The organism is Burkholderia sp. AU33423 (assembly GCF_002223135.1).
GTDB lineage: Bacteria > Pseudomonadota > Gammaproteobacteria > Burkholderiales > Burkholderiaceae > Burkholderia > Burkholderia lata_D.
This window is the reverse complement of record NZ_NKFH01000009.1, coordinates 274,881-300,298: the sequence shown is the minus strand read 5'-3', so window position 1 is coordinate 300,298 and position 25,418 is coordinate 274,881. Positions and strand designations below refer to the sequence as shown.

6 protein-coding genes are annotated in these 25,418 nt (G+C 68.5%); all 6 read right to left on the bottom strand.

The annotated features are described in order from the left end of the window. Window positions 1-7 precede the first annotated feature (7 nt). Entirely contained in the window at window positions 8-547 is a 540-nt protein-coding gene (locus tag CFB50_RS34365) for a hypothetical protein (protein WP_256979400.1), read from the bottom strand. Next, a complete protein-coding gene (locus CFB50_RS34360) occupies window positions 544-1,206 on the bottom strand; it encodes a glycosyltransferase family 25 protein (RefSeq protein WP_256979399.1) in 663 nt (220 codons plus the stop codon). The genes CFB50_RS34365 and CFB50_RS34360 overlap by 4 nt, the downstream gene beginning before the upstream one ends. Then, entirely contained in the window at window positions 1,203-10,721 is a 9,519-nt protein-coding gene (locus tag CFB50_RS34355; protein WP_089448894.1) for a non-ribosomal peptide synthetase, read from the bottom strand. Before CFB50_RS34355 ends, CFB50_RS34360 begins: the two co-directional genes overlap by 4 nt. Before the next feature lie 87 nt (window positions 10,722-10,808). Next, a complete protein-coding gene (locus CFB50_RS34350) occupies window positions 10,809-19,892 on the bottom strand; it encodes a non-ribosomal peptide synthetase (RefSeq protein ID WP_089448893.1) in 9,084 nt (3,027 codons plus the stop codon). After that, the gene (locus tag CFB50_RS34345) at window positions 19,889-23,809 is read right to left on the bottom strand and encodes a non-ribosomal peptide synthetase (RefSeq protein WP_089448892.1); all 3,921 of its coding nucleotides are present in this window, start codon (window positions 23,807-23,809) and stop codon (window positions 19,889-19,891) included. The genes CFB50_RS34350 and CFB50_RS34345 overlap by 4 nt, the downstream gene beginning before the upstream one ends. Further along, window positions 23,797-25,413 (bottom strand): MBL fold metallo-hydrolase, encoded by a 1,617-nt coding sequence (locus CFB50_RS34340; RefSeq protein ID WP_089448891.1) that lies wholly within the window; start codon window positions 25,411-25,413, stop codon window positions 23,797-23,799. The genes CFB50_RS34345 and CFB50_RS34340 overlap by 13 nt, the downstream gene beginning before the upstream one ends. Between the last annotated feature and the right edge of the window lie 5 nt (window positions 25,414-25,418).

Sequence of the window (25,418 nt, the reverse complement as noted above, 5' to 3'; positions counted from 1 at the left end):
ATAGGTCTCAGTTGATCAGGTGGCTGAGTTCGACGTTTCTTGCCGCTGATCTCAACCTCGACGAGGTTTCGTGCTTGCCGAGGAACGTGATGCTTTCCACGATTTCCAGCGGCGAATCGGAAAACAGGATGCAGCACTTCAGCAGGCGCTGCGCACGCTCCCAGCCGACGCTGTCCGTTGCATCGGCCACGCTCCGCAACGCGGCCTCGACCGAGGCGGCCGTCCAGTTTTCGACCCGTGCCAGCCGCGACTCGATTTGCCGAAGAAATTGCAGGAGCGTGCGCGGATTGCTTTCGATGCTGTACATGAGGATGTAATCGATCCGCAATTTCTTCGTGATCAACGGAAAAATCAGGTCGATCACGCCGGCAGTCGATTCGCATTTCCCGTAAGCCAGCGAAATCGCGTCGCCGAGCTTGCAGTCCCGGTGAAGCGCATCCAGCGCGGCCTGTACGAACGCCGCTTCGAGGTCAACGGTGGTGGTTTGCATGATTATCAATGGCCTGTCGAGTGATGGAGCGCGGCGAGCACGGGCTGCAGGTTTCACCAGCCGTCCGGAATGGGCATCGAATAGGTCAGCGGCTTTTCCGGCATCACTTCATCCATGATGTCGGAGTAGCCGGACTCCTGTCCGACCAGATTCGGCTCGAAGCAGTAGCAATTGAATGTCTGCTGCAGGACGAGGTTGTTGCGGTCGTTGATCGCCGGCGGGTTTTCGTTGATCGCGATGAACGCGTCGTAAAGCGAGTCCCTGACGACGTACGCGTGCGCGGTGAGCGTCTCCACGGCCTTGACGATGTTCGGCGCGACGGGAATCGGCGGCGTGAAGTGATACGCGCCCAGGAACAGCATGTGCCAGTCGTCCGGCACTTGCGCGATGAATTCGGGAAAACGCGCGGCGAAATCGGCGTCGAAGAATGCGTCGTCCTCGAAGATCAGGACTTCGCTCGCGCCGGCGGCCTTGGCCTGTTTCACCGCGGCGAGATGGCTCATCGTGCAGCCGTAGTCCTGCGGACGCATATGGCTCAACGATTCCGGCACGCTCACCAGCTTTGCATCGACGGCGGACAGCCGTTCCACTGTGAGGATGTTCTGCTCTGCGAATTTTCGTTGCATCGCTTCCCAGCGGTCGGGGCGCCGGTCGAGGTTGATGCAGACCTTGCGGGCGAAGGTATTGTCGATCGTCGGCGTTGATTTCAATTTCATGAGGGCTTTTTTTCCAGAAACGAGTTGACATGGGCGGCGAGGGCACCGGCATGCGGATCGAGCAGCATGGTCAGGTGATCACCGGGGACGTCCGTCACCGCGACGGGGAGCGCCGAGAAGCGGGACCATCCCCAGGTCGGGTCCAGGCGAAGCTGCGCGATCTCGGGCGACGGCGCGTAGTCGCCGGGATCGCGCTCGGTGCTGCGGAACAATGCGATCGGCACGGGAAGCGGGGTGGCTGGCGGCGCGTAGTGCGACTTGAAGTTGGCCTGATAGACGCGCAGGTAGGCGCGCAGGCGGTCGGACCCGGCGTCCGCGAACCAGCTGCCGCGGCTGCCGATCCGCTCGAGGATCAGGCCGGCCTGACCGTCGGGATCGAGCGGGACGAGGTCGGCTCGCGTCACCTGAAGGTCGGTCCCGAGGAAGGTGCCGATTTCGTGGGCGATCGCGACCAGCCATTCGGTGTCGTCCCAGTCCTGCCAGTAAGTGGCGGCCGAGCTGTCGATGGGCGCGGACGCGTCGAAGATCGCCAGCAGTTTCACGTCGGCGCCCTTGGCGACGAGCTGCCGGCTCATTTCGAGCGCCACGTGCGCGCCGAACGAGTGGCCCGCCAGGTAGTACGGGCCCGCGCCCACCAGCGGCCAGATGCGTTCGATATGACGGGCCGCGATGTCTTCCACGCGGGTGAGCGGTTCGCACGCGCCGTCGAGGCCGAGCGCTTCCAGCCCGTGAATCGCGTGGGCGCCGCTCAGGTGGTTCGCGAGCGGGTGGAAGTACACCACGTTCCCGCCGGCGCCCGGCAGGAGGAAGAGCGGCGCGGCGGGGCCGCCGTCGCGAATCGGCACGAGTCCGCCGGCGGGCGCGGCCGGCTCTTTCGCGGCCAGCGCCGCCGCCAGTTTCTCGATCGTCGGATTCTCGAAGAGACAGGAAATCGGCAGCCGGCGATCGAACGCCTTCTCGACATGGGCCATCAGCTGGATCGCGATGATCGAGTGGCCGCCGAGGTCGAAATAGTTGTCGCTGACCGTGATGTCGTCTCTTTTGAAGATCCGCTGCCAGATCTCCAGCAACGTGCGTTCGTCCGCCGTCGGCGCGACGGCACGTGCCGCCGTGGCCGCACCGGCGGCGGCTTCGATGGCCGGCCCGGCCGCCCCGCGCGGCGCGCGCGCCTGGCCGTCGGCGGCCGGCGGATCGGCGAGCTGGCCGGTCGGTTGGTCCGGGTGCTCGGCGAATCGCTCGAGCAACGTGCGGAGGGTATCGAGCATCTGCCGCACGACATCCGGCGCGACGCGGTGGGCATCGTGCGAAATATGGAAGCCGATGCGCTCGTTCGGGTGCACGGTCAGGGTCAGCGGGTAGTTCGATTCCGCGAACGCGCGGGTGTCGAGGATCTCGATGTCGTCCGGCCCGAGATCGGGGGCGGCGGCAACCGGGAAGTTCTCGAAGACCAGCAGGCTGTCGAACAGGCTGTCGCGGGCGGGCAGTTCGCTCCACGACTGGATATCGACCAGCGAACTGTACGAATGCGGCTCCATCGCCGCCTGGGCTGCGTGGACCTCGGCCAGCCATTCGATGAAGGGGCGCTCGGGCGCGATACGCAGGCGCAACGGCAGCGTGTTGATGAACAGCCCCACGATCGACTCGACGCCGTCAAGCAGCGGCGGGCGCCCGGACACGGTGACGCCGAAGACGACGTCGTCCGTTCCGGCGTGGCGCCGCAGCACCAGCGCCCAGACCGCGCGGATCAGGACGTTGAGGGTGACGCGATGCGCACGCGTGAGCGCTTGCAGCCGCGCGGTCAGCGCGTCGTCCAGCAGGAATTGCTGGGTCCGGCGCTTGTCCTGCCGCGCGGCGTCGCCGGTCGTCTGCCGGGCCGGACTGGCCACGATCGGCGTGGCGGCATGGAAGCCGGCCAGTTCGGCGCGCCACCAGGTTTCGTCGGCCGAGCGGGGATGACGCGCGAGCCAGTCGATGTACGCGCGGTATCCCGGCGCCGACGCCGCGACTGCGGGCGTGCCGGTGCGGGCGAGCGACAGGTAGTCGTCGAACACCTCCTTCATCAGGGTCGCGGTGCTCCAGCCGTCGAGGATGATGTGGTGCGCGCTCCAGCAGAAGCGATGGCGCGTGTCCGTTTCCTGGATCAGCGTGCAGCGGAACAGCGGCGCCCGCTGGAGATCGAAGCCGCGCTTCCGGTCGTCGGCGAGGAACGCATCGAAGTCCTGCGCGCGGCGCGACGCATCGCGGTGCCGCCAGTCAAGCACTGTCCACGGCAGCTCGACCGTGTGCAGCACGGTCTGGACGGGATGGTCGCGATCGGCCCACGCGAACGCGGTGCGCAGCACGGCATGGCGCGCGAGCGCATTGGCCCACGCCTGCCGGAGCGCCGGCACCTGGAGCGGGCCGGTGACGACGAAGCTGAACTGCTGGAAATAGGCGGCAGGATCCAGGTCGTACAGCGAATGGAACAGGATGCCCTGCTGCAGCGACGAGAGCGGGTAGCTGTCCTCGATATCGTCCCCCACGGAGTCGGGGACCGACGCCGCGAAGTCGAGCAAGCGGTCCCTGAAGTGCGCGGCCAGGTTCTCGACCGTCTGCCGCCGGTGGAGCCGCTCGCCGTAGCGCCAGTCGACCTGAAGCTTGCCGTCGACGACGGCGGCGACGATCTCGAACGCGTGCGTGCGCTGCGACCGCCCGGCGCGCAGCGAACCGAGGTCTTCGGCCGCCGGGTGCCAGCCATCGGATTGCCGCAACACGGTATCGAGCTGCCCGTGATAGTTGAAGAGGATATCGGCCTTGGGCAACGCGGCGAGACTGTCGCGCACGGCGGCGTCGGGGCTCAGGTAGCGGAGCAGCGAATAACCGAGACCGTCGGCCGGAATCCGGCGCAACTGCTGCCGCGCGGCACGCAGCGCTTGCTCCGGCGTGTGCATCGCGTCGGCGTCGAGCACGACGGGGTAGATGGACGTGAACCAGCCCACCGTCCGGGTGAGGTCGAGCGGCGCATCCGACACGTGGCGGCCGTGACTCTCGAGATCGATCCGCGTGCGGGCGTTGCCCGTGACCATGCTGCAGGCTTGCGCGAGCGCGACGAGCAGGACGTCGTTGATGCGGGTGTCGTAGGCCCGTGGCAGCCGGCGCAGCAACGCGGTGGTGTCGGCTTCGTCCAGCTCGAATGAAACGGACGACGCGTCGCCGACCGCGTTGTTGGCTCGGTTATTGGCCACATTGTTGGCCGCCCCCGCGGCCGGATAGTCGACCGGCATCGGCTCGACGGGCTGCGCGAGGAGGGCTTGCCACAGCCGGGTTTCGTCGCCGATGGCGGGCGAGCGGGCCAGCTGCTGCAGATGCAGCGCCCATTCGCGGAATGAAGTCGTCTTCGCGGGCAACGGCTGGCCGTGGTAGGCGGCGTGCAAGTCTTCGAGGAGCACGCGCCACGACACGCCGTCCACCGCCAGGTGGTGAATCGACACGAACAGGCGGGCGAGCGGCTCGTCGGCCAGGCAGAACAGCCGGGCCGCCAGCAACGGGCCATGCGTGATGTCGATGCCGCGCTCCGCGTCAGCGGCGGCGGCGCGCATCGCCGCCAGGCGCTCGCCGGCGTCGCCGGCAATCACCTGTTTCGCAAAGAGCGCCGGCATCTCGCCGCCGGCGACGACATGCTGGGTCCAGCGGCCCGCATCGTGCGAGAAACGCAGTCGCAGCGCGTCGTGATGTTCGTAGACTTGCCGGAACGCGTCGGCCAGCCTCGACGCGTCGAGATCCGCCGGCACCTGGATCAGGACCGTTTGATTGTAGTGCGACGGCGCATCGATCTCCTGTTCGAAGAACCAGTGCTGCACCGGCGTGAGCGGCGCATCGCCCAGCGGGCTCAAGGTCGGCACGTAGGCTGCCCGCTCCTCGGGCGCGGCGGCCAGTTGCGCGATCGTCTGATGCTGGAACAGCTGCTTCGCCGTCACGCGCAGCCCTGCCTGATTGGCGCGCGCGATCACCTGGATGCTCAGGATGGAGTCGCCACCGAGTTCGAAGAAATTGTCGTGAATGCTGACGGAAGGCAGTTGCAGCACGTCTTGCCAGATCGACGCCAGCAGGATTTCACGGGGCGTGACGGCGGGCGCGTGCGGCCGGGCCGCGTCGACCCCGTCGGCCGGGGCGGGCAGCGCCTTGCGGTTGATCTTGCCGTTGGGCAGCATCGGCAAGGATTCAAGTGCGACGAACTGCGACGGCACCATGTAATCGGCGAGCTTGCCGCCCAGATAATCGCGCAGACCGGCGATGTCCGGCGCGGCGGTCGCGACATAGGCGATCAGGAACGTTCGGGCGCCTGAGGTTTTCGCGATCACGACGCAGTCGTCGACCGACGGATGCGTGCGCAGCGCCGCCTCGATTTCACCGGGTTCGATGCGCAGGCCGCGCAGCTTGATCTGGTGATCGATGCGGCCGAGGAACTCGATGTTGCCGTCGGGGCGGTAGCGCGCGAGATCGCCGGTGCGGTAGAGGCGCGCGAGCGGGTCGGCAGAGAACGGATCGGCGACGAACTTCTCGGCGCTCAGCTCGGGTTCGCCGTGGTAGCCGCGCCCGACCGGCGTGCCGCCGATCAGCAATTCGCCGGCCACGCCGGTCGGCATGGGCTGCATCTGCGCGTCGACGATGTAGAGGCGGGTGTTGGCGATCGGCCGGCCGATCGGGACGATGCGGTGCGGGTCGTCGCGCCGGCATTCCCATGCTGTCACGTCGACGGCGGCTTCGGTCGGGCCGTAGAGGTTGTACAGGTTGACGTCCAGGCGCTCGAGGCAACGCTGCTGCAGGTCGTGGGGCAGGGCCTCGCCGCTGCACACGACGCGGCGCAGCGACGCGCAGTGCGCGTCGAGGTCCGGATGATCGAGGAACGCGCGCAGCATCGACGGCACGAAATGGAGCGTGGTGATGCGTTCGCGCTCGATGAGCTCGACCAGGTAGTCGGTCTCGCGCTGGCCGCCGGGGCGGGCGAACACGAGGCGCGCACCGGTGACGAGCGGCCAGAAGAGTTCCCAGACCGAGACGTCGAAGCTGAACGGGGTCTTCTGCAGCACCGCATCGTCGGCGCCGAGCGCGTAGGCGTGCTGCATCCACAGGATGCGGTTGGTGATCGCGCGATGGGTGTTGAGCGCGCCCTTGGGGCGACCGGTCGAGCCGGACGTGTAGATCATGTAGGCGAGGTTGTCGCCGTTCAGCGCGGGCGCGGGGTTGGACGTAGCAGCAGCATCGAGGTCGAACGAGTCGCTATCGACGACGATCACGTGTGCGTCGGTCTCAGGCAGCGCGTCGCGCAGATGCTGCTGGGTGAGCAGCCAGCGCAACTGCGCGTGGTCGATCATGAAGCGCACGCGCTCGGCGGGGTAGTCGGGGTCGACGGGGACGTAGGCGCCGCCGGCCTTGAGGATCGCGAGCAATGCGACGCTCATGTCGAGGGCGCGCTCCATCGCGACGCCGACGAGCGCATCGGGGCCGACGCCGAGCGCGATGAGGTGGTGGGCGAGGCGGTTGGCGCGCAGGTTGAGTTCGGCGTAGGTGAGCGCGTGGCCATCGAAGACGGCAGCGACGGCGTCGGGCGTACGCTCGACCTGTTGCTCGAACAGGCGATGCAGCGGTTGCGCGGCGGCTTCGCCGAAATCCGTGTCGGTGCGGTTCCACTCGACGGTCAACCGGTTCCGCTCCGCATCGCTGGACAACGACAGCGCGCCGAGCGGCCGGTCCGGATCGGCGATCACGGCATCGACGAGCGTGCGGAAGTGTTCCGCCATGCGATCGATCGTGGCGGCGTCGAACAGGTCCAGGTTGTATTCCAGCGAGCCCGCGAGGCCGTCGTCGGCATCCTGCACATGCAGCGTGAGGTCGAACTTCGCGGTGTGGGTCTCCACCGCCACCGGCGTCGCCACGAGACCGGGGAAGCTCACCGGCTGGGACGGCGCTTTCTCGTACGCGAACACGACCTGGAACACCGGCGTGCGGCTCAGGTTGCGTTCGAGCTCGAGCGAGTCCACCACCTGCTCGAACGGAATCTCCTGGCGGCTGTAGCCGTCGAGCGCGACGCGCTTCACACGCGCCAGCAGTTCGCCGAAGGTCGGATTGCCCGACAGGTCCACGCGCAGCGCGAGCATGTTCGCGAAGAAGCCGATCAGCGGCTCGGTCATGCTGGAACGCCGGTTGGCGATCGGGGAGCCGATGACGAGGTCCTGCTGGTTGCTGTATCGCGACAGGAGCAGCGCATACGCGGCGAGCACGACCATGAACGTGCTGGTGCCGGACGCGCGGGCAATCGCGCGCAGGCCGTCGGCGCGTTCGCCGCTCAACTGGAACGGCAGGACCGCGCCGCGGAACTGCTGGACGGCGGGCCGGGGGCGGTCGATGGGCAGCTCGATCAGGTCCGGCGCATCCGCCAGCGCGGCGCTCAGGAGCGCCAGTTCCCGATGCGTGTCGGCGGACGCCAGGCGCTCGTGCTGCCACACGGCGTAGTCCGCGTACTGGACAGCCAGTTCCGGCAGCGACTCGCCGGCATAGAGCGCGGCCAGTTCGCCGATGAGGATGCCTGACGACCATGCATCGGAAACGATGTGATGCATCACGATGCCGAAGACGTGCAGGCGCTCATGGACGCGATACAGCACGACGCGATAGAGCGGCCCGGCGGCGAGATCGAACGGGCGGTCGGCTTCCGCCGCGAGCAGCGCGAGCGTGTCGGATTCGCTGGCGACATCGACGACGTCGAGCGCGACCGGCGTCGGCGGCGCGATGCGTTGAACCCCGCGGCCGTCGACGGCGGGAAACGTCGTGCGCAGGATCTCGTGACGCCGGCTGATCTCGGACACGGCTGCCTGCAGGCGCGCGATGTCCAGCTCGCCGTCGAAGCGCAGCGCGCTCGAGATGTTGTAGGTGGCCGACGGGCCTTCCAGTTGCGCGAGGAACCACAGCCGCTGCTGCGGAAAGGACAGCGGCAGGTCGTTCGCGCGCGAGCGGGGCACGATGGTGCCGGCCGTCGAACCGGCGTGGGGCGACGACGCTTCGATCAGGTCGGATACCGCGCTGATGGTCTGGAGTTCGAAGATCGCGTCGATGCCGATCTCGACGGAGAAGCTGCCCCAGATTCGCGAGACCAGCTGCATGGCTTGCAGCGAATCGCCGCCGTAGTCGAAGAAGCGGCCGGTGAGATCGACGGCCGGATTGTCGAGCACGTCGCGCCAGATGCGCACCAGTTCGAGCTGAATCGGCGTGGCGTCGAGACTGGCGGTGTCGGGCGCGGCGTTGGGCTCCAGCGCCAGGAGCGCCGGGCGATCCAGCTTGCCGTTGGCGTTGAGCGGGAATTCGGCGATCGGGATGATGTCGGACGGGACCATGTAGTCCGGCAGCTTCCCGGCCAGATAGGCCCGCAGGTCCGGCACGCTCAGGCTCGCGGCGCCCTTGACGTAGGCCGCCAGCTTGCGCACGCCGTGGGCGGATTCGCGCAGCATGACCGCCGCGCCGACGACGTCCTCGTGCGCGGCGATCGCGGCCTCGATCTCGCCGAGTTCGACACGGTGTCCGCGGATCTTGACCTGGTGGTCGACGCGTCCGTAGCACTGGATACGTCCGTCGGGCAGCCACCGGCCGATGTCGCCGGTGCGATAGATGCGCGCTTCGCCGGGAAACGGATGCTCGACGAATTTCGCGGCGGTGACGTCGGGCCGCTGGTGGTAGCCGCGTGCAAGGCCGGCGCCGGCGAGGCAGATTTCCCCGGGCACGCCGAGCGGAACCGGCCGCAGCGCGTCGTCGAGCATGTACACGCGGGTGTCGGCGATGGGCCGGCCGATCAGCACCGTCGACGGCGCGTCCTCGACGCGCTCGACGATGCAGCCGACCGTCGCCTCGGTGGGACCGTACTCGTTGTAGATTTCGATCGCGGGATCGATCTTGCGCAGCGTGGCGATGTGCTGGGGCGTCAGTTCCTCGCCGCCCACGATCACCTTGCGCACGCCGGAGCGCGCCAGGTTCATGTACTCCAGCAGGTGAATGTGGGTGGGCGTGAGCTTGAGGGTGTCGACGCCGCTGCCGGGCTGGAACATCCGGGCCAGGATGGTGTCGATGCTTTCCGACTGCGGATAGATGCGCAGCGTCTTGCCGCGCACCAGCGGGCAGAAGATGTTGGTGAGCGTGAAATCGAAGCAGAGCGAGCTGTACAGGCCGAAACTGCCGGTCGTGCTTTCCGGAAAGTAATACGCGGCGGCCCACGCGATGTAGTGGGCCAGGTTCCGGTGTTCGAGCAGGCAGCCTTTGGGTTTCCCGGTCGAGCCGGACGTGTAGAGCACGTAGGCCAGGTGCGCCGGTTCGGCACGGTGCGGCGGGTTGTCCGGCAGCGGCGTCCAGCCGGGGAGTTCCTGGTCCAGCAGCAGCGTGACGCCGGAGAATTCATACCACTGCGCCAGTTGACTCGACTGGGTCACCAGCAGCGACAGGCCGGTGTCGCCGAGGATGTGATTGATCCGCTCGGCCGGATACGCCGGGTCCAGCGGAACGAACGCCGCTCCCGCCTTCAAGATGCCGAGAATCGCGACGATCATCCATTCGGAACGGTCGAGCATGATGCCGACCAGCGATTCCGGCCCGACGCCGTGGTGTTCGCGCAATTGATGCGCGAGGCTGTTGGCCCGGGCGTTCAGGTCGGCGTAGGTCATCAGCGAACTGTCGGTGACCAGGGCCGGCGCCGTCGGCGTGCGGGCGACCTGCGCTTCGAACATGGCGACGACCGTCGGGTGGCTGGGGCCGGTCGTCGCGGTTTCGTTGAAGGCGGCCAGCAGCGGGCCCTCTTCCGGCGGGGCCGATTCGATGTCGCCGACGGCCGTGTCGAGGTGTTCGAATGCCTCCAGCACCGCGCCGAGGCTGCCGGCGAAACCGTCGATGATGAAAGGCTCGATGGCGGCGCTGTAACGAAGCTCGATTTCGCCGCGCGCGAGCCGCAGATGCAATTGCAGATCGTCGTCGCGACCGGTCGGTGCATGGTGCACCCGATCGTCCGCCAGCGCGACTTTTGTGAGCTGCGCGAGCGCCATGTCCTTCTCGTTGCGGACGAGCGTTTCAAGCGGGAATTGAGGCTCGGCGTAGCTGTCTTCCACGATCCCGGCCACGCGCGACAGGTAGTCCTCGATGCGCTCCTCGGGACGGACCTCGATGATCAGCGGAACGGTGGCGGCGCTGGCCGACGGATGCCCGGCCAGCGCCGGCGTGCCGAGCACCGTGACCGGAATCCGGAAGTATTTCCAGAGCAGGAACGCAATGCCCGCCGCCGTGACGGCGAATTCGGCAAGCTCGCCGTCGCCGATGCGCCGCAACAGGTCGAGCGACGCGGGCGTGAGCCGCACCGTGCGGGACAGCGGGCTGCCCGGCTGCTGGCTCGGCGCGTACGCCGCGATCCGGTAGACGCCGGCGACCTGGGAAAGGCTTTCGCGCCAGAAACGCGCGGTGGATGCATAGCGATGGTCGGTGACCAGCACGTTATTGTCTTGCACAGGAAACTCCTTGAAACGTTTTGTTCACCTGAAACAACCCGACGCAGCGCGCACGGCGCGCGCCGCTTGAACCCCGGCCGGCCCGCATCACGTCTTCTCCTCGAGCGCGTCGTCGGCCGTGACCTCGGGCGCGCGCTTCAGGCGCAGGCCGACGCGGACCCGTGGGGCGGCGGCGAGCGCATCGCCGGAGAGCGGGATGCGATCGACCGGCGTGGCCGGATCGCGACGGAAGACGTCGTGGATCGCGAGCAGTCGATCGCGCATCGCGGCGATGGTCGATGGGCGGAACAGGTGGGTGTTGTAGATGAACTGGATCAGGTGCCGGCCTTCGCTTTCCACGACCTGGAAGGACAGGTCGAACTTGGCCGTCGTGTCCGCCGGCGAGAGGTCCGTGATGCGAAGACCGGGCTGCGGCGTCGGCATCGAAACGTGGTTCACCTGAATGTCGAAGATCGGAAAATGGCTCGCCGGGGTGCGAATCTTCAGGTCTTCCAGCAACACGTCGAACGGATAGGACGCATGCTCCAGCGCTTGCGTGGAGGCTTTCGCCACACCGTCGATCACCTCCGCGACGGTCGCGGATGGCCGCACCGGCACGCGCAGCACGACGGTGTTGAGGTACACGCCGATCTGCGATTCGAGCTGCTCGCTGTCGCGCCCGGCCGACACGCTGCCGATGACGATGTCCTCGCGCCCCGTGTAGCGGTGCATCAGCACGCAGAACGACGCCAGGAGCACCGCGTAGAGCGACGTATGGTGCGCGCGGGCCAGCGTCGCGAGTTCCGCCGCCTGCGGCGCCGGCAGTTCGACTTCGAGTGTCTGCCCGGCATGACCGGGCCGCTCGGGACGCGGGAAGTCGGATGCCAGTTGCAGGCGGGGCAGCGGCGGCGCCAGTTGCGCGAGCCAGTACGCGCGATGCGCGGCGGCGCGCGGGCCGGCGAGGCTCGCGTTGTGCCACGCGGCGTAGTCGCGATACTGGATCGACAGCGGCGGCAGGTCGTGTCCCGCGTACAGCGCATGCAGGTCGTCGGTCAGTACGCGGATCGACCACGCATCCGAGATCACGTGGTGCATGTTCAGCAGCAGCAGATGCTTCACCGGCGAGAGCCGCACCAGCTTGACGCGAAAGAGCGGTCCCGACGCGAGATCGAACGGCTGCTCGCTTTCCGCGCGAATCAGCGCATCGATCGCTTGCGGCCCGGCATCGTCCGCGAGATCCCGCTGTTCGACCCGGAAACCGGAAGCTTCGCGAGAGAGGATGCGTTGCCGCAAGTCGCCTTCGATCATCGCAAACACGGTGCGCAGGCTCTCGTGGCGATCGACCAGCATGTCGAACGCACGGACGAGGCGCGCCGTGTCGATGGCGCCGTCCAGCTGCAGCGCGCCCGCCATGTTGTACGTGGACGGATCCGCGCCGCGGCTGGCGAGCCAGATCCGCTTCTGTGCGCGGGACACCGCGTAGGACGGTTGCGCGGCCAGCGCCGGGATGATCGCGTCGTCGGTGGCGGCGGCGGGCATGGCAGCCAGCTTCCGCGCGAGCGCGCGCGGCGTCGGCGCATGGAAGATGTCGGCGACCGCGACGTCCAGTTTCAGTTCGCGCCGGATCCGGCTGACCATCTGGATCGCCTTGAGGCTTTGGCCGCCCTGCTCGAAGAAATCGTCGTCGACGCCGTTCGGCCGGCGGCCGAGCACCTCGGCGAAGAGGCGCAGCAGCGCCGCTTCGACCGGCGTCTGCGGGGCGGCCTGCACGCCGTCGGGCACGGACGCGGCATCCGGGAGCGGCAGCGCGGCACGGTTGATCTTGCCGTTCGGCATGACGGGGAGCGCCGGCAGCAGCATCACGGTGTCGGGCACCATATGCGCCGGCAGCGTGTCGCGCAGCGCGTCGCGCACGCGTTGGGGCGTCCAGCCGGTTCCCGACGCGTAGGCGCACAGGGTCTTGTCCGAATCCGGCGTTTCGCGGGCGACCACGACGGCATGGGAAATACCGGCGAGCCCGGTCAGCGCGGCTTCGATTTCCCCGAGCTCGATGCGATAGCCACGGATCTTGACCTGGAAGTCGCGGCGGCCGAAGAAGTGGAGCGTGCCGTCCGCGTCGAAGCAGCCGATATCGCCGGTGCGATACAGGCGTGCGCCCGGTTCCGGACTGAACGGATCGTCGCGGAACACCGCCCGCGTGCGGGCCTCGTCGAACAGGTAGCCGCGCCCGACGCCGACGCCCCCGATGCAGATCTCGCCCTTGACGCCGGCCGGGCACGGATTCATGTCGGCATCCACGACGTAGAGGCGCAGGTTCTCGATCGGCCGGCCGATCGGAATCGCCGGCAGATCCGGCGCGCGCGTCAGGCTGTAATGCGCGACGGAGTCCGACGCTTCGGTCGGCCCGTAGGCGTTGATGAGCCGGACCGCCGGATTCAGGCGGAACCAGGCTTGCGCGGTCGCGGGCTGCAGCGTTTCGCCGATCGTCAGCAGCGTGTCGAGGTGCGGGAACGCCGGCGTCGCGTGCCGTTCCAGTTCGCCGAGAAAGGTCGCCAGATAGGACGGCACGAATTGCATCGCCGTGACGCGGTCGCGGTGCAGGCTGTCGATCAGGCGCGCGGGCTCGAGGATCACGGCATCGGGGTAGATCACCGTCGTGCCGCCCGACGCCAGCGCCGCGAAGCACTGCCAGACCGAAATATCGGAGCAGTGCGAAGCGGTCTGGGCGACCGCGCTCTGCGCGCCGAGCCCGACCCTGCGCGCCATCGCGAGCACGTGATTGAGCATGCCGCGATGTTCGACCATCGCGCCCTTCGGCTGGCCGGTCGAACCCGACGTGAAGATCACGTAGGCGAGGTCCGCGGGCCGGCAGCGCGGCATCGGTGCTTCGGCATCCTGATGGGCGGGCACGCAGGCGGGATCGACCAGCGGGATCGACGCCAGCGCCGGCGGCGGCACGCAGTCCGTCGTGACGATGACAGCCGGCCGCGCCAGCGTCAGGAGGGTCTCGACCCGCTGGGCCGGATAGGCCGGATCGACCGGAACGTACGCCGCGCCGCACTTCCAGATGGCCAGGATCGCTTCCAGCATCAGCGGCGAGCGCGGCATCCAGACGGCGATCCGGTCATCCGGCTGCAGCGGCGCCGTCTGCAGAAGATGCGCGGCGATCCGGTTGGCGCCTTCGACGAGGTCGCGATAGGTGCGAACCTCCGAGCCGAAGCGCACCGCGATGCGCTCCGGGTGCGCGGCGGCGACGGCCTCGATCAGTTCGGGCAGCGTCCGGTCGGACGGAACCGGCGCGAACGTGTCGTTCCAGCCGAGCAGGATGGCGTCCCGCTCGGCGGCAGTGAGCAGCGGCACATCGCGGTTCGGGCGATCTTCCGCGCCGGCCAGGCCGGTGAGCAGGGTCTCGACATGGCGCAGCAGGCGGACGATCGTGTCGCGATCGAACCGGCCGTCGTCGTACAGCACCTGCAGCGACAGGCGCTTGCCCGGCGTCACGACCAGCGTCAGCGGGTAGTTGTTCGGATCGGACACCTGGAATGCGCCGATCCGCAGGCCGGGCAGCGCATCGGCCAGCGCTTCTTCCACCGGATAGTTCTGGAAGATGAGCAGGCTTTCGAAGAGCGGCACGCCGGGCGGCAGGCCGGCGAATTTCTGGATGTCGGCCAGCGGATAGTGCGCATAGTCCTCCTGCTGCGCGAGATCCATCTGCAGTTGCGCCAGCCACGCGGACGTCGGGCGCGCGTCGATGCGCACCCGCACCGGCAGCGTGTTGATGAACAGCCCGACCATTTCGTCCGACGCCGGCAGCGACGCGGGGCGACCGGAAACGATCGTGCCGAACACGACGTCCGATTCGCCGCTGTAGCGGCTCAGCAACTGCGCCCACGCGCCCTGTGCGAGCGTATTCAGGGTGACGCGGCTGGTTTGCGCGAACGCGACGAGCCGTTGCGTGTCGCGCTCGGAGAGCAGCAGCGCCTCTTCCACGTAGGCGCCCGGTGCGGCCGTGCCGTCGAGTTCGGGGCCGCCCAGCACGAGCGGCGTCGTCGCCGGGAAATCGGCCAGCTTCGTCTTCCAGAAACGTTCCGCGGCGGCGGCGTCCTGGCGCGCCAGCCAGCGCACGTAATCGGCGAAGGCGGGCGGCGCGTCCCGCTGCGGCGCGCCTTCGGCCGGCGGCGCCTGATAGGCGGCGGCCACTTCGCTCAGGAGCCGGGCGGAGCTCCATCCGTCGAGCAGGATGTGGTGATGGCTCCAATGGAAGCGCCATGCGTGCTCGCCCACGCGGAACAGCGCGAGCCGCATCAGCGGCGCGTGGGCAAAGTCGAAGCCGCGCGCCCGGTCTTGCGCCACGTAGGCGTCCCAGCGCTGTTCGGCCTCCACGGCGGACGCCGCGCGCAGATCCTCGTCGTGCCACGGCAAGTCGATACGGCGATGCACGACCTGCACGGGGCTTTCGATGTCTTCCCAATGAAACGCGGTGCGCAGGATGTCGTGCCGGTGCGCCACGGTCTCCCACGCGCGGCGGAACCGTTCGACGTCGAGCGCCCCGTCGATACCGAAATTCAGGCTGCTGAAGTACGCATCCGACGCGGGTTCGTACAGGCTGTGGAACAGCATGCCCTGCTGGGTCGGCGTCAGCGGGTAGACGTCGGCGATCTCGTCCGGCATCACCGACGCCGGCGCCTGCGGCAAGCCGGTCGCGGGCACGGTCGAGGCGGACTGGACGGCATGGCCGGCGACCAGGGATTCGAGCGCCGCGATGTACGCTTGCGCGACGCGCCGGATGGTGTCCGTGTCGTGGCAGGCCCGGCTGAATTCCCACGCAACGTGCAGGCGGTTGCCGGTCACGTACGCGTTGATGTCGAGCAGGTGCTCGCGCAGCTGGTTCGCATGGCGGCCGTCACCGCTCGGCTCCGCGGCCTGTTTCCAGTCGCGTGCGGCGGTGAACAGCTGGTCGGTCTGCCCCAGGTAGTTGAACTGCAGTCGCGGCTGCGGAAGCGGGCCGTCGAGCCGGTCTTGCAGCAGGCCGTAGGTGATGCCCGCGTTCGGCACCGCGCGCAGTCGCGTCCTGACCGATGCGACCAGGCCGGCCGGATCGTGCGAACCGGCATCGACCGTCAGCACGACCGGGAAAACCGACGTGAACCAGCCCACCGTGCGCGAGATGTCGAGGTCGTCGATCAGCTCCTCGCGCCCGTGCGCTTCGAGATCCAGCAGGACGTCGGCGCATCCGCTCCAGTCGCTGACGGCACGCGCGAGCGCGGCCAGCAGCACGTCGTTGATCTGCGCGTCGTAGGCGCGGGGCGCGGCGCCCAGCAACGCCGTCGTCGCGGCTTCGTCCAGCTCGACCACGATCGTTTCGGCGGACGACACGGTATTGGCGTCGGCAGGCGCATCGCGATCGAGCGGCAGGCCGGGCAGGGCGGCACGCGCGAGGGCCTGCCAATGGGCGAGGTCGGCGTCGGCGGCGCCGGAGCCGGCCCAGGTCGAGATCGCCCGGGTCCAGGCGGTCCAGGTGGCGCTGCCGCCCGCGAATTCGGGCGCCTTGCCGTTGCGCAGGCGGGTATAGGCGTCGTACACGGTTTCGAGCAGCGCGCCCCATGACACGCCGTCGACCACCAGATGATGGGCGACCAGCAGCAGGCGGAGCGACCGGCCTGCGTCGACGCGGAACAGGTCCGCGCGCACGACGGGGCCGTCCGCGAGATTCAGGCTCGCATGCGCTTGCGCGACGTGCTGCGCGAGCTGATCGCGCGCAATGTCGGACACGACGACGGGGACCTCCGGATCGTCGACGACTTCCTGGCTCCAGCCGGACTCGCCTGCGCGAAAGCGCAGCCGCAGCGCGTCATGCCATTTGGCTGCGTGCCGCAGCGCCTGGCGCAGCAGGCCCGGATCGACATCCGCCGGCACGTCGAGCAGGACCGCCTGGTTGTACTGGTCCGGGTCGTTCTTGCGCTGCGCGAAGAAACGCTTCTGGATGGGCGTCAGCGGCAGCGGGCCGGACGACGCGACGAACTCCGCCGCGCCGACCGTGCCGCGCGTCGCCACGGCGGCGAGTTCGGCCACCGTCGGATGCTGGAAGATGAGCCGGGTGGTGATCTTCAGGCCCGCCTTCGCGGCCAGCGACACGATGCGCATGCTCAGGATCGAATCGCCGCCCAGCGCGAAGAGGTTGTCGTGGATGTCGGGCGAAGGAATGCCCAGCGCTTCGCCCCAGATGCGGCACAGCAGCGTCTCGGTGGGCGTGCGCGGCGGCGTCGGCGCGTGTGCGGTGGCCGCGAGTCGCGCGCGGTCCAGCGGCGGCAGCGCCTTGCGGTCGATCTTGCCGTTGCCGCTCAGTGGCAGTGCGTCGAGCACCACGTAGATGCCGGGCACCATGTAGTCCGGCAGCGTGGCGGACAACGCGGCGGCGATCCGGGCGTCGCTCAGCGACGCGCCGTCGCGGAACGCGACATACGCGCACAGCGCGGCGCGGCCGGCCTCGTCGCGATAGTCGAGCGCGGCCGCCTGGCGGATTTCCGGAATGGCGGCCAGCGCGTTGTCGATCTCCCCGAGCTCGATGCGGTAGCCGCGGATCTTCAGCTGGTGGTCCTTGCGGCCGTGGAGCACGATCGTTCCATCGGGCAGGTAGCAGCCGATGTCGCGGGTGCGGTACAGGCGGACGCCGCGCTCCGGATGGAACGGATCCTCGACGAACGCTTCCCGCGTGCCGGCTTCGTTGTTGAGATAGCCGCGGCCGACGGCGACGCCGGATACGCACAGTTCGCCGGGAACCCCGACCGGGCACAGGTTCATCTGCGGGTCGACGATGTAGATGCGCACGTTGCGGACCGGTTTGCCGACCGGTACGTAAGGCGTGGTCGGCGCGCACGTCATGCGGTGCTGCGCGACGTCGTCGGACGCTTCGGCCGGCCCGTACGCGTTCACCACCGCGATGTCCGGGAACACGTCGAACCACCGTTTCACCAGGGCCGGGCTGACCATCTCGCCGGTGACGAGGAGGTGCCGCAGGTGCCGCAGCAGCGCGGGCCGTTCCGACGCGTGGTCGAGCACGGCGGACAGATACGACGGCACCAGTTCGAGGATGCTGATCCGGGTGGTGTCCAGATACGCGACGAAACGCGCGGGATCGCGAATGCATTCGTCGTCGACGATCACGGTCTTGCCGCCGACGAGCGGCGCCGTGAAAAATTGCCAGACCGAAATATCGAAGCAATGCGGCGCGGTTTGCGCGATCACCGATGACGCGGAGATCGAGAACTCGTCGATCTCGGCGAGCATGTGATTCAGCATGCCGGCGTGCTCGACCATCGCCCCTTTGGGCTTGCCGGTGGAGCCGGACGTGTAGATCACGTAGGCGAGGCTGTCGGGGGATACGGGGCGGCCGGGATTGGTGTCGTCGACGACGTCGGTGGCGCCGTCGAGCGACACGACCGGCGCGATCCCGGCCAGCTCCGGGGGCAGGAGGCCGTCGCAGGTGATCACGAGGGCGGCGCCGGAATCCTCGAGGATGGTGCGGATGCGGGCCACCGGATAGTCGGGGTCGATCGGAATATAGGCGGCGCCGCACTTCCAGACGGCCAGGATCGCTTCCATCAGGCGCGCCGACCGGTGCATGCAGATCGCGACCAGCGCGTCCGGCCCGAGCTCGGCGGCGGCCAGCAGGCGGTGCGCGATGCGGTTGGCGCGCGCGTTCAGCTCGCCCGCGCTCAGGACGTCGTCCCGGTACTCGACCGCGGGCCGCTCGGGGTGGTCCGCGGCGGCCTGCTCCAGGCGATGCACCACGGTCTGCGCGGCGTCGAACGGCACGGCGGTGTCGTTGAAGGTCTCCAGCAACTGCCGGCGTTCCGCCTCGGGCAAGATCGGCACGCGGCCGAGCAGCCGGTTCGGATCGGCCGCGAACGCGTCGAGCGTCGCGGCCACGTGGCCCAGCATCCGCTGCATCGTGTCTTCATCGAAGCGCCGCGGGTCGAACGACAGTTCCATCTTCCAGTCGTCGCGCGCCGTCACCACGAATTCGAGCGGAATGTCGGCGCGGTTGTAGAGCTGCACCTCGTCGACCGCCAGCCCGTGCGCGCCATGCGTGAGCGACGCGTCGAGCGGGTAATTCATGAACGTGATGTTGCTCTCGAACAGCGGCGCCGTCGGCGGCACTTCGCTGCAGCGCTGAATGTCGGGCAACGGGGTGTGCTCGAACGGCGCGCGGGCGGCCACGCGCGCCTGGATCATCTTCAGCCACGGCACCAGCGGCTGCCTCGGGTCGACCCGCACCCGCACCGGCACCGTATTGATGAACAGGCCGAGCATGGTTTCGATCCCCGGCAGATTGGCGCCCCGCCCGGACACGACGGCGCCGAACACCACGTCGGTCTCCCCGCTGTAACGCGACAGCACGAGCGCCCAGGCCGCTTGCGCGAGGGTATTGAGGGTGACGTGATGGCGGGCCGCGAATTGCCGCAGGCGTGCGCTCAGGTCGGCCGACAGGTCGGCCTGCACTTGCGCGAGGCCCTGGCCGAAGCGCTCGCCCGCGTCCGCGCGCGCGGCCGTGGGCAGCGGGGTCGGCGAGCGGAACCCTTCGAGATAGCGCGTCCAGTATTGCTGCGCGGCTTGCGGCTCGTGCTGCTGCAGCCACTGGATGTAGTCGCGATAGGGACGCACCGGCGGGAGCGCCGGCGGCACGCCGCGCGCGAGCGCGCCGTACACCTGGAAGATCTCCTCGATGACGAGCGACAGGCACCAGCCGTCGGCCAGGATGTGATGGTGGCTCCAGCTGAACAGGTAGGCGTCGGCGGCGACGCGCACCAGGCGACAGCGCACGAGCGGCGCGCGATCGAGCGCGAAGCCCTCGGCCAGGTCGTGTTCGAGATGCGCGCGCCACCGTGTGCGCTGTTCGTGTTCCGGCAGGTCGAGCCAGTCGTCCTGCACCCACGGCAGCGTGGCGTGCGCGTGCACGACCTGCATGGGCTTGTCGAATTCCTCCCAATGGAACGACGTGCGCATCACCGGATGCCGATCGATGAGCTGCTGCCATGCGGCATGAAACAGCGCGGGATCGAGGCTGCCGGTGATCCGGCAACTGAGCTGGTTGAAGCTGCTTCTCGAGCCGGGCTCGTGCACGGCATGAAAGAGCATCCCCTCCTGCATCGGGGAGAGCTCGTAGATATCGGCAATGGTCGGGGATGTCACGATTTGATCCTTGAGACGAGGGCGTCCAGCGCTTCCTGGCTGATGCGCGCGGCCGGAAAGTCCGACGGGCTCAGCGCGCGCGGGCCGTCGCCGCTGGCCGCGACGATCGACAGCAGACGGCTGCGGTAGCACTGCGTCAGCTGTTCGATGACGCCGGGTGCGCAGGCCTCGCGGTTGTAGTGCCACGTCAGGCGCAGACGGCCGTCGAACACCATCCCGTCGATCTCGAACAGATGGCCGCGACGCGCGCGCGGGCTGTGCTCGGGACTCTGGAAGTCGAGCACCGGCTTCCAGCCCGTGTCGTCGGCCAGCACGCGATCGACCTGGCCGAGATAGTTGAAGCGCACCGGCGCCGGCGGCTGCCGTTCCAGCGCAGCCGTGATGCCGGCGTCGCGGCCGAGATAGCGGGCGATGCCGTAGCCGAGCCCGCGCATCGGTACCGCGCGCAGTTGCTCCTTGACGTGGCGCAGCGCGTCGACCGCCACGGTGGCGTCGCCGGCGGTCAGGAACACCGGATAGTGGGCGGTGAACCAGCCGATCGTGCGCGACGTATCGACGCCGTCGAAGAGGTCCTCGCGGCCATGGCCTTCGAGATCGACGACCAGCGACGCGTTGCCGGTCCAGTCGCCGAACGCGAGCAGCAGGGCCGTCAGCAGGACTTCGTTGATCTGGGTGTTGAACGCACGCGGCACGTCCTGCAACAGCGCGAGCGTCTGCTGGGCGTCGAACTCGACGAGCGTCGAGCCGGCCTGGGCGCGGGTGCCGACCGGCATGTCGTCGAAGCACGCCGGCTCGCCGGCGTTCCCCTCGAGCCAGTAGTCCAGCCCCAGTCCGTCGAGCGCGGTCGCGCCGAGTTCGGACAGGCGCGTCGACCAGTCACGCCAGGCCGTCGTCCTGGCCGGGAGCTGCACCGCGTGGCCCGCTTCGAGCTGGCGGCATGCGGTGTACAGGTCTTCGAACAGGATGCGCCACGAGACGCCGTCGATCACCAGGTGATGCGCGACCACGAGCAGGCGCTGCGGCGCGTCGGGACCGAACTGGAACAGGTGCGCGCGCAGCAGCGGCGCCGCCGACAGCGTGAAACTTTCCTGCATGGCGGTGGCGGTCGCGAGCATCGCGGCCTGCCGTGCGGCAGGCGCCGCGTCCGCCAGCGACGTGACGCCGAGCGCAATGGCCAGCGGCGGCGCCGCATGCGATTGCTGCCACGCGCCGGCGACGCGCTCGAAACTCAGCCGCAGCGCGTCGTGATGCGTCGTGACGGCCGCGAGCGCGCGCTCGATCGTGTCCGGCCGCAGCGACGCGGGCACCTCGATCATCGTCGACTGGTTGTAGTGGTGCGGATCGGCCACGTCCTGCGCGAAGAACCAGTGCTGGATCGGCGTCAGCGGGGCGGGGCCGACCACCGGCTCCTGCGCGATCCGGATCGACGGCGCCTCCACCGCTACCCGGGCGAGCTCGGCGATGGTCGGGTGGGCGAAGAACTGGTCGGCAGTGAACTTGAGCCCGACCTGCTGGGCCAGCGACATCACCTGGATGATCAGGATCGAGTCGCCGCCCAGTTCGAAGAAATTGTCGTGCACGCCGATCGGCTCGCGGCCCAGCACGTCGGACCAGATCCGGCCCAGGCGCGCCTCGACGTCATTGGCCGGTGCGACGTACGCGGTTTCGCTCGGCACGGGCGCCAGGTCCAGCGCGGCGAGCGCCTTGCGGTCGGGCTTGCCGTTCGGCGTCAGCGGCAGGCGGTCGAGCGTCACGATCGACGCCGGCACCATGAACTCGGGCAGACGTTCCTTCAGGTGTTCCCGCAGGCTGGCGACGCTGGCCGTCGCCGTCGCGACGCAGGCCACCAGCTGCTTGTGCTGCGGCGCGTCCTCGCGCACGAACACGATCGCGTCGGCGACGTCGGCGTGCTGCCGGAGCGCCGCCTCGATCTCGCCCATTTCGATCCGGTAGCCGCGAATCTTCACTTGCGTGTCGCGCCGCCCGGTGACTTCGAGGTTGCCGTCCGGCAGCCAGACGCCGAGGTCGCCGGTGCGATAGAGGCGCTCGCCCGCCTCGAACGGGTGGTCGACGAACGCGGCGGCCGTCAGGTCGTCCCGGCCGACATAGCCGCGCGCCAGTGCGATGCCGGACACGCAGATCTCGCCCGTGCAGCCCTCGGGGGCCGGCGCCCCATGCTCGTCGAGCAGGTACAGGTGCGTATTGCGGATCGGGCGGCCCACCGGCAGACGGGCCCCGTAGGCGACGGCCGGGTCGACCACATAGTCCGCGATGCACACGGTTGCCTCGGTCGGGCCGTACGAGTTGTGGCACGTGCGGGTCCGGGCCAGCTCGCGCAGATCCGCCACGCGGGCGTTGTCGCCCGCGCTGATGACCCGTGTCACGGTGCCGAGCGCGTGCCAGTCGAGCGCGGCGAGATAGGCCGGCGTCGCGTTGACGGTGGTGACACCCTGCTGCGCGATGTAGTCGACGAAACGCGGGACGTCCCGGATCATGGCGGGCTTCGCCAGCACCAGGCGCGCGCCCGCGAGCAGCGTGACGAAGATCTCCATGATCGAGCCGTCGAAGCCCGGGGAGTAGAACTGGACGAACCGGTCGGCGGCATCGAAACCGAATGCGTCCACATGGTACTGCGCCATGTTCAGGAGCCCTGCGTGTTCGAGCACGACGCCCTTGGGCACGCCCGTGGAGCCGGACGTGTAGATGATGTACGCCGCGTCGTCCGGCCGGACCTCGACCTGCGCCGACGCCGACGCGGGTTCCAGCGTGTCGAGCTGGAAGTCGAGGGCGAACATCGGGATCGCCCAGAAATCGGCGAGCAACGGCAGGTGTTCCGAGTGCGTCAGCAGCGCCTTGACCTTCGCATCCTCGATCATGAAGCGCAGCCGCTCCCGCGGAAATTCCGGGTCGAGCGGCAGATACACCGCGCCCGCCTTGAGGGCGCCGAGCATGCCGACGATCCAGCGCTCGGAGCGGTCGGCCACCACGCCCACCACGTCGCCGCGTTCGATCGCGTATTCCGCGAGCAGGAAGCTCGCCAGCCGGGACGCCTGGTCGTCGAGTTCGGCATAGGTCAGCGATGCGTCGGCGGTCACCACGGCGACGCTGTCCGGCGCGGCCGCGACCCGTTGCGCGAACTGTTCGAGGAAGGTGCCCGGTACCGCGACCGGCGCCGCGTGCGAACGCAGGCGTGCGCGCTCTTCGTCGTCGAGCAGCGAAATGGTGTCGAGCGGCGCGTCCAGTGCGCCGAAGCCGGCCACGACGTTGCGCAGGTGCCGCGCGAGATGCTGCAGATAGTGCAGCGTGAACACCGTCGGCCGGCCCGTCAGCACGATCTCGTAGCGCTCGCGATGGCGGATCTCGATCGACAGGTCGTAGTCCGCCGACGCCCAGGCTTCGTGAAGGCCGTCGAAGCGCACGCCGACGTTGGTCGCGCGCCGTTCGCCATGCAGCTTGTGCGCGAGGGCGGCGATCGGGAAATCCTGGTACGAATAGCTGTGCTGCACCCGGTCGCGCAGCTGGTTCAGGTATGCGCGAACCGTCGGGCCGGGCTCGCTGGCGTCGAGCAGCGGGACGGGCTCGGCGGAGCCGCTCGCGGGTTCGACGATCAGGCGCGGCGATGCCACGAACAGGCCGGCCGCGCCGTTGTAGCGCCCCAGCACGCGGAACAGCGCGGCCAGCAGGACGACGAACGCGCCCAGCTCGTTGCCGGCGGCGAGCTTCTCCAGCACCGGCGCCGCGTCGCCGTCGAGCGCGAACGTCAGGGTCGGCTCGGGGCCGAGCGGCAGCTCATACGCCTGCCACGCCTGCTGAAGGCGGAAATCTTCGTCGAGGCGACCGAGCGCGTCGTTCCAGAACGCCACGTGTTCCTGGTATTGCCCGCTCGTCGAGAGCGCGTTGAGATTCAGTTCTGACAAAGCACGATCTCCCTCGTCGCGTACAGGATTTCGGACGCGATGCCCTTGGCCTTGCAGTGCGCGACGAACTGGGTGGACTGGATGTGGCTGGGCGAGTTTTCGTCGAAGGTGTTGTCGAGCAGGTGGTTCAGCCACGGCTCCTGGCCCATCGCATAGACATACGCCGCGTTGAACGCGAAATCGTCCACCAGCGCGGCGGCTTCTCCGAACTGGCAGCCCCGCGCCCGGCGTGATTGATCGATGTCGCGCGGCAGCGCCTTCGGAAACAGCGGGCCGTAGACCCATGACGGCGGCGCGCCCTCGGTTTCCATCCCGACGAACAGCGTGTCCGGCTTGCCGGCGAGGCGGAAGACATGCTCGTAGAGGCGCGGGTCCAGGTTGCACGAATCGGCGATGCACAGCACCGAGCGCGAGCCGAAGCGGATCATGAAGCTCTGCTTGCTGTGGATCGCCAGGTCGTTGTGTTCGCCCATGAACGGAATGGCGGTGATCGCGCCGCCGGGCAGCTTGATTTCCTGCGCATCCCGAACTTCCAGCACGTCGTCGAAGCCGAGCTTGCGCAACGCCAGTTCCATCGACGGATCTTGCGGAAAGCCGTCGAGATTCCTGCCGACCACCACGGTCTTGACCTTGTGGCGAAGCTGCAGCAGCGTTTCGAGGACGATGTGATCGTGATGGCTGTGCGTGATCAGCACATAGTCGATCTGGTCCGGCAGGTCGGCGAACGTGTAGCGCGGCAGCGCGGTGTCGTAGCCGTAGCTGATCACCGGATCGATCAGGATGCTCACGCCCCGGCTCTGGATCAGCACGCACGCGTGGCCGTAGTAGCGGATGCGGATGTCGTCGCCGTCGAACGAGCGATCCGGTTTCGGCGCCGGCGCCTCCTCGGTGAAGAACGAGCGGAACAGCGGCTCGTCCTTCTCCTCCACGCGCATCAGGTCGACGATCTTCGCGTAGCTGCCGGGCGTGTCGCGCATGCGGAACAGCGCGTCGAGCGCGCGGTCGTCGAAGGCCATGTTGCTGAACACCGTGCGCGCGTCGCTGAGCCGGGGCGTGCTGAGGATGAACGGCCGCGGCGTGTTCTCCTCGATCGCCGACAGCGCGATGCTCTGCGCATCGCGCGCATAGAACGGGCTCGCATACAGCAGGCTTTCGAACACCCGGAAGGACGGGTTGTGGTTCAGGTCGTAGTAGATCTCGACATAGCCCTTCAACACCTCCGGAATCTGGGGGTAGAGCGGGTCCGACGCCATCCCCGTGGCCTGTTCCAGCAGCAGCGTGGAGAACGCCTTGTAGGCCTTCGCCAGTTCCAGTTGCCGGGTCGCGCGCCGGGTGGTCTGCTCGATCAGCGCGCGGATTTCGTCGACGCGCTGGCCGCCCAGGTCGAGGAACGGCCCGCCGCGCATCGCGGGATCCTTGCAGGCCGCCGCATGCATCATCGGCGATGCGGCATAGGACTTCAGCAGCGGCAGGAACCGCTCCGCCACGTTGAGGGCGGCGGTCAACGGCGGCAGCGTGTGATACCACGCGTACCAGCTGTTGATCAGCGGTTCGAACTGGATGTTTGGTCGCAGGTAGACCTGCGTGCTGGACGAAATGGTCAACGAAG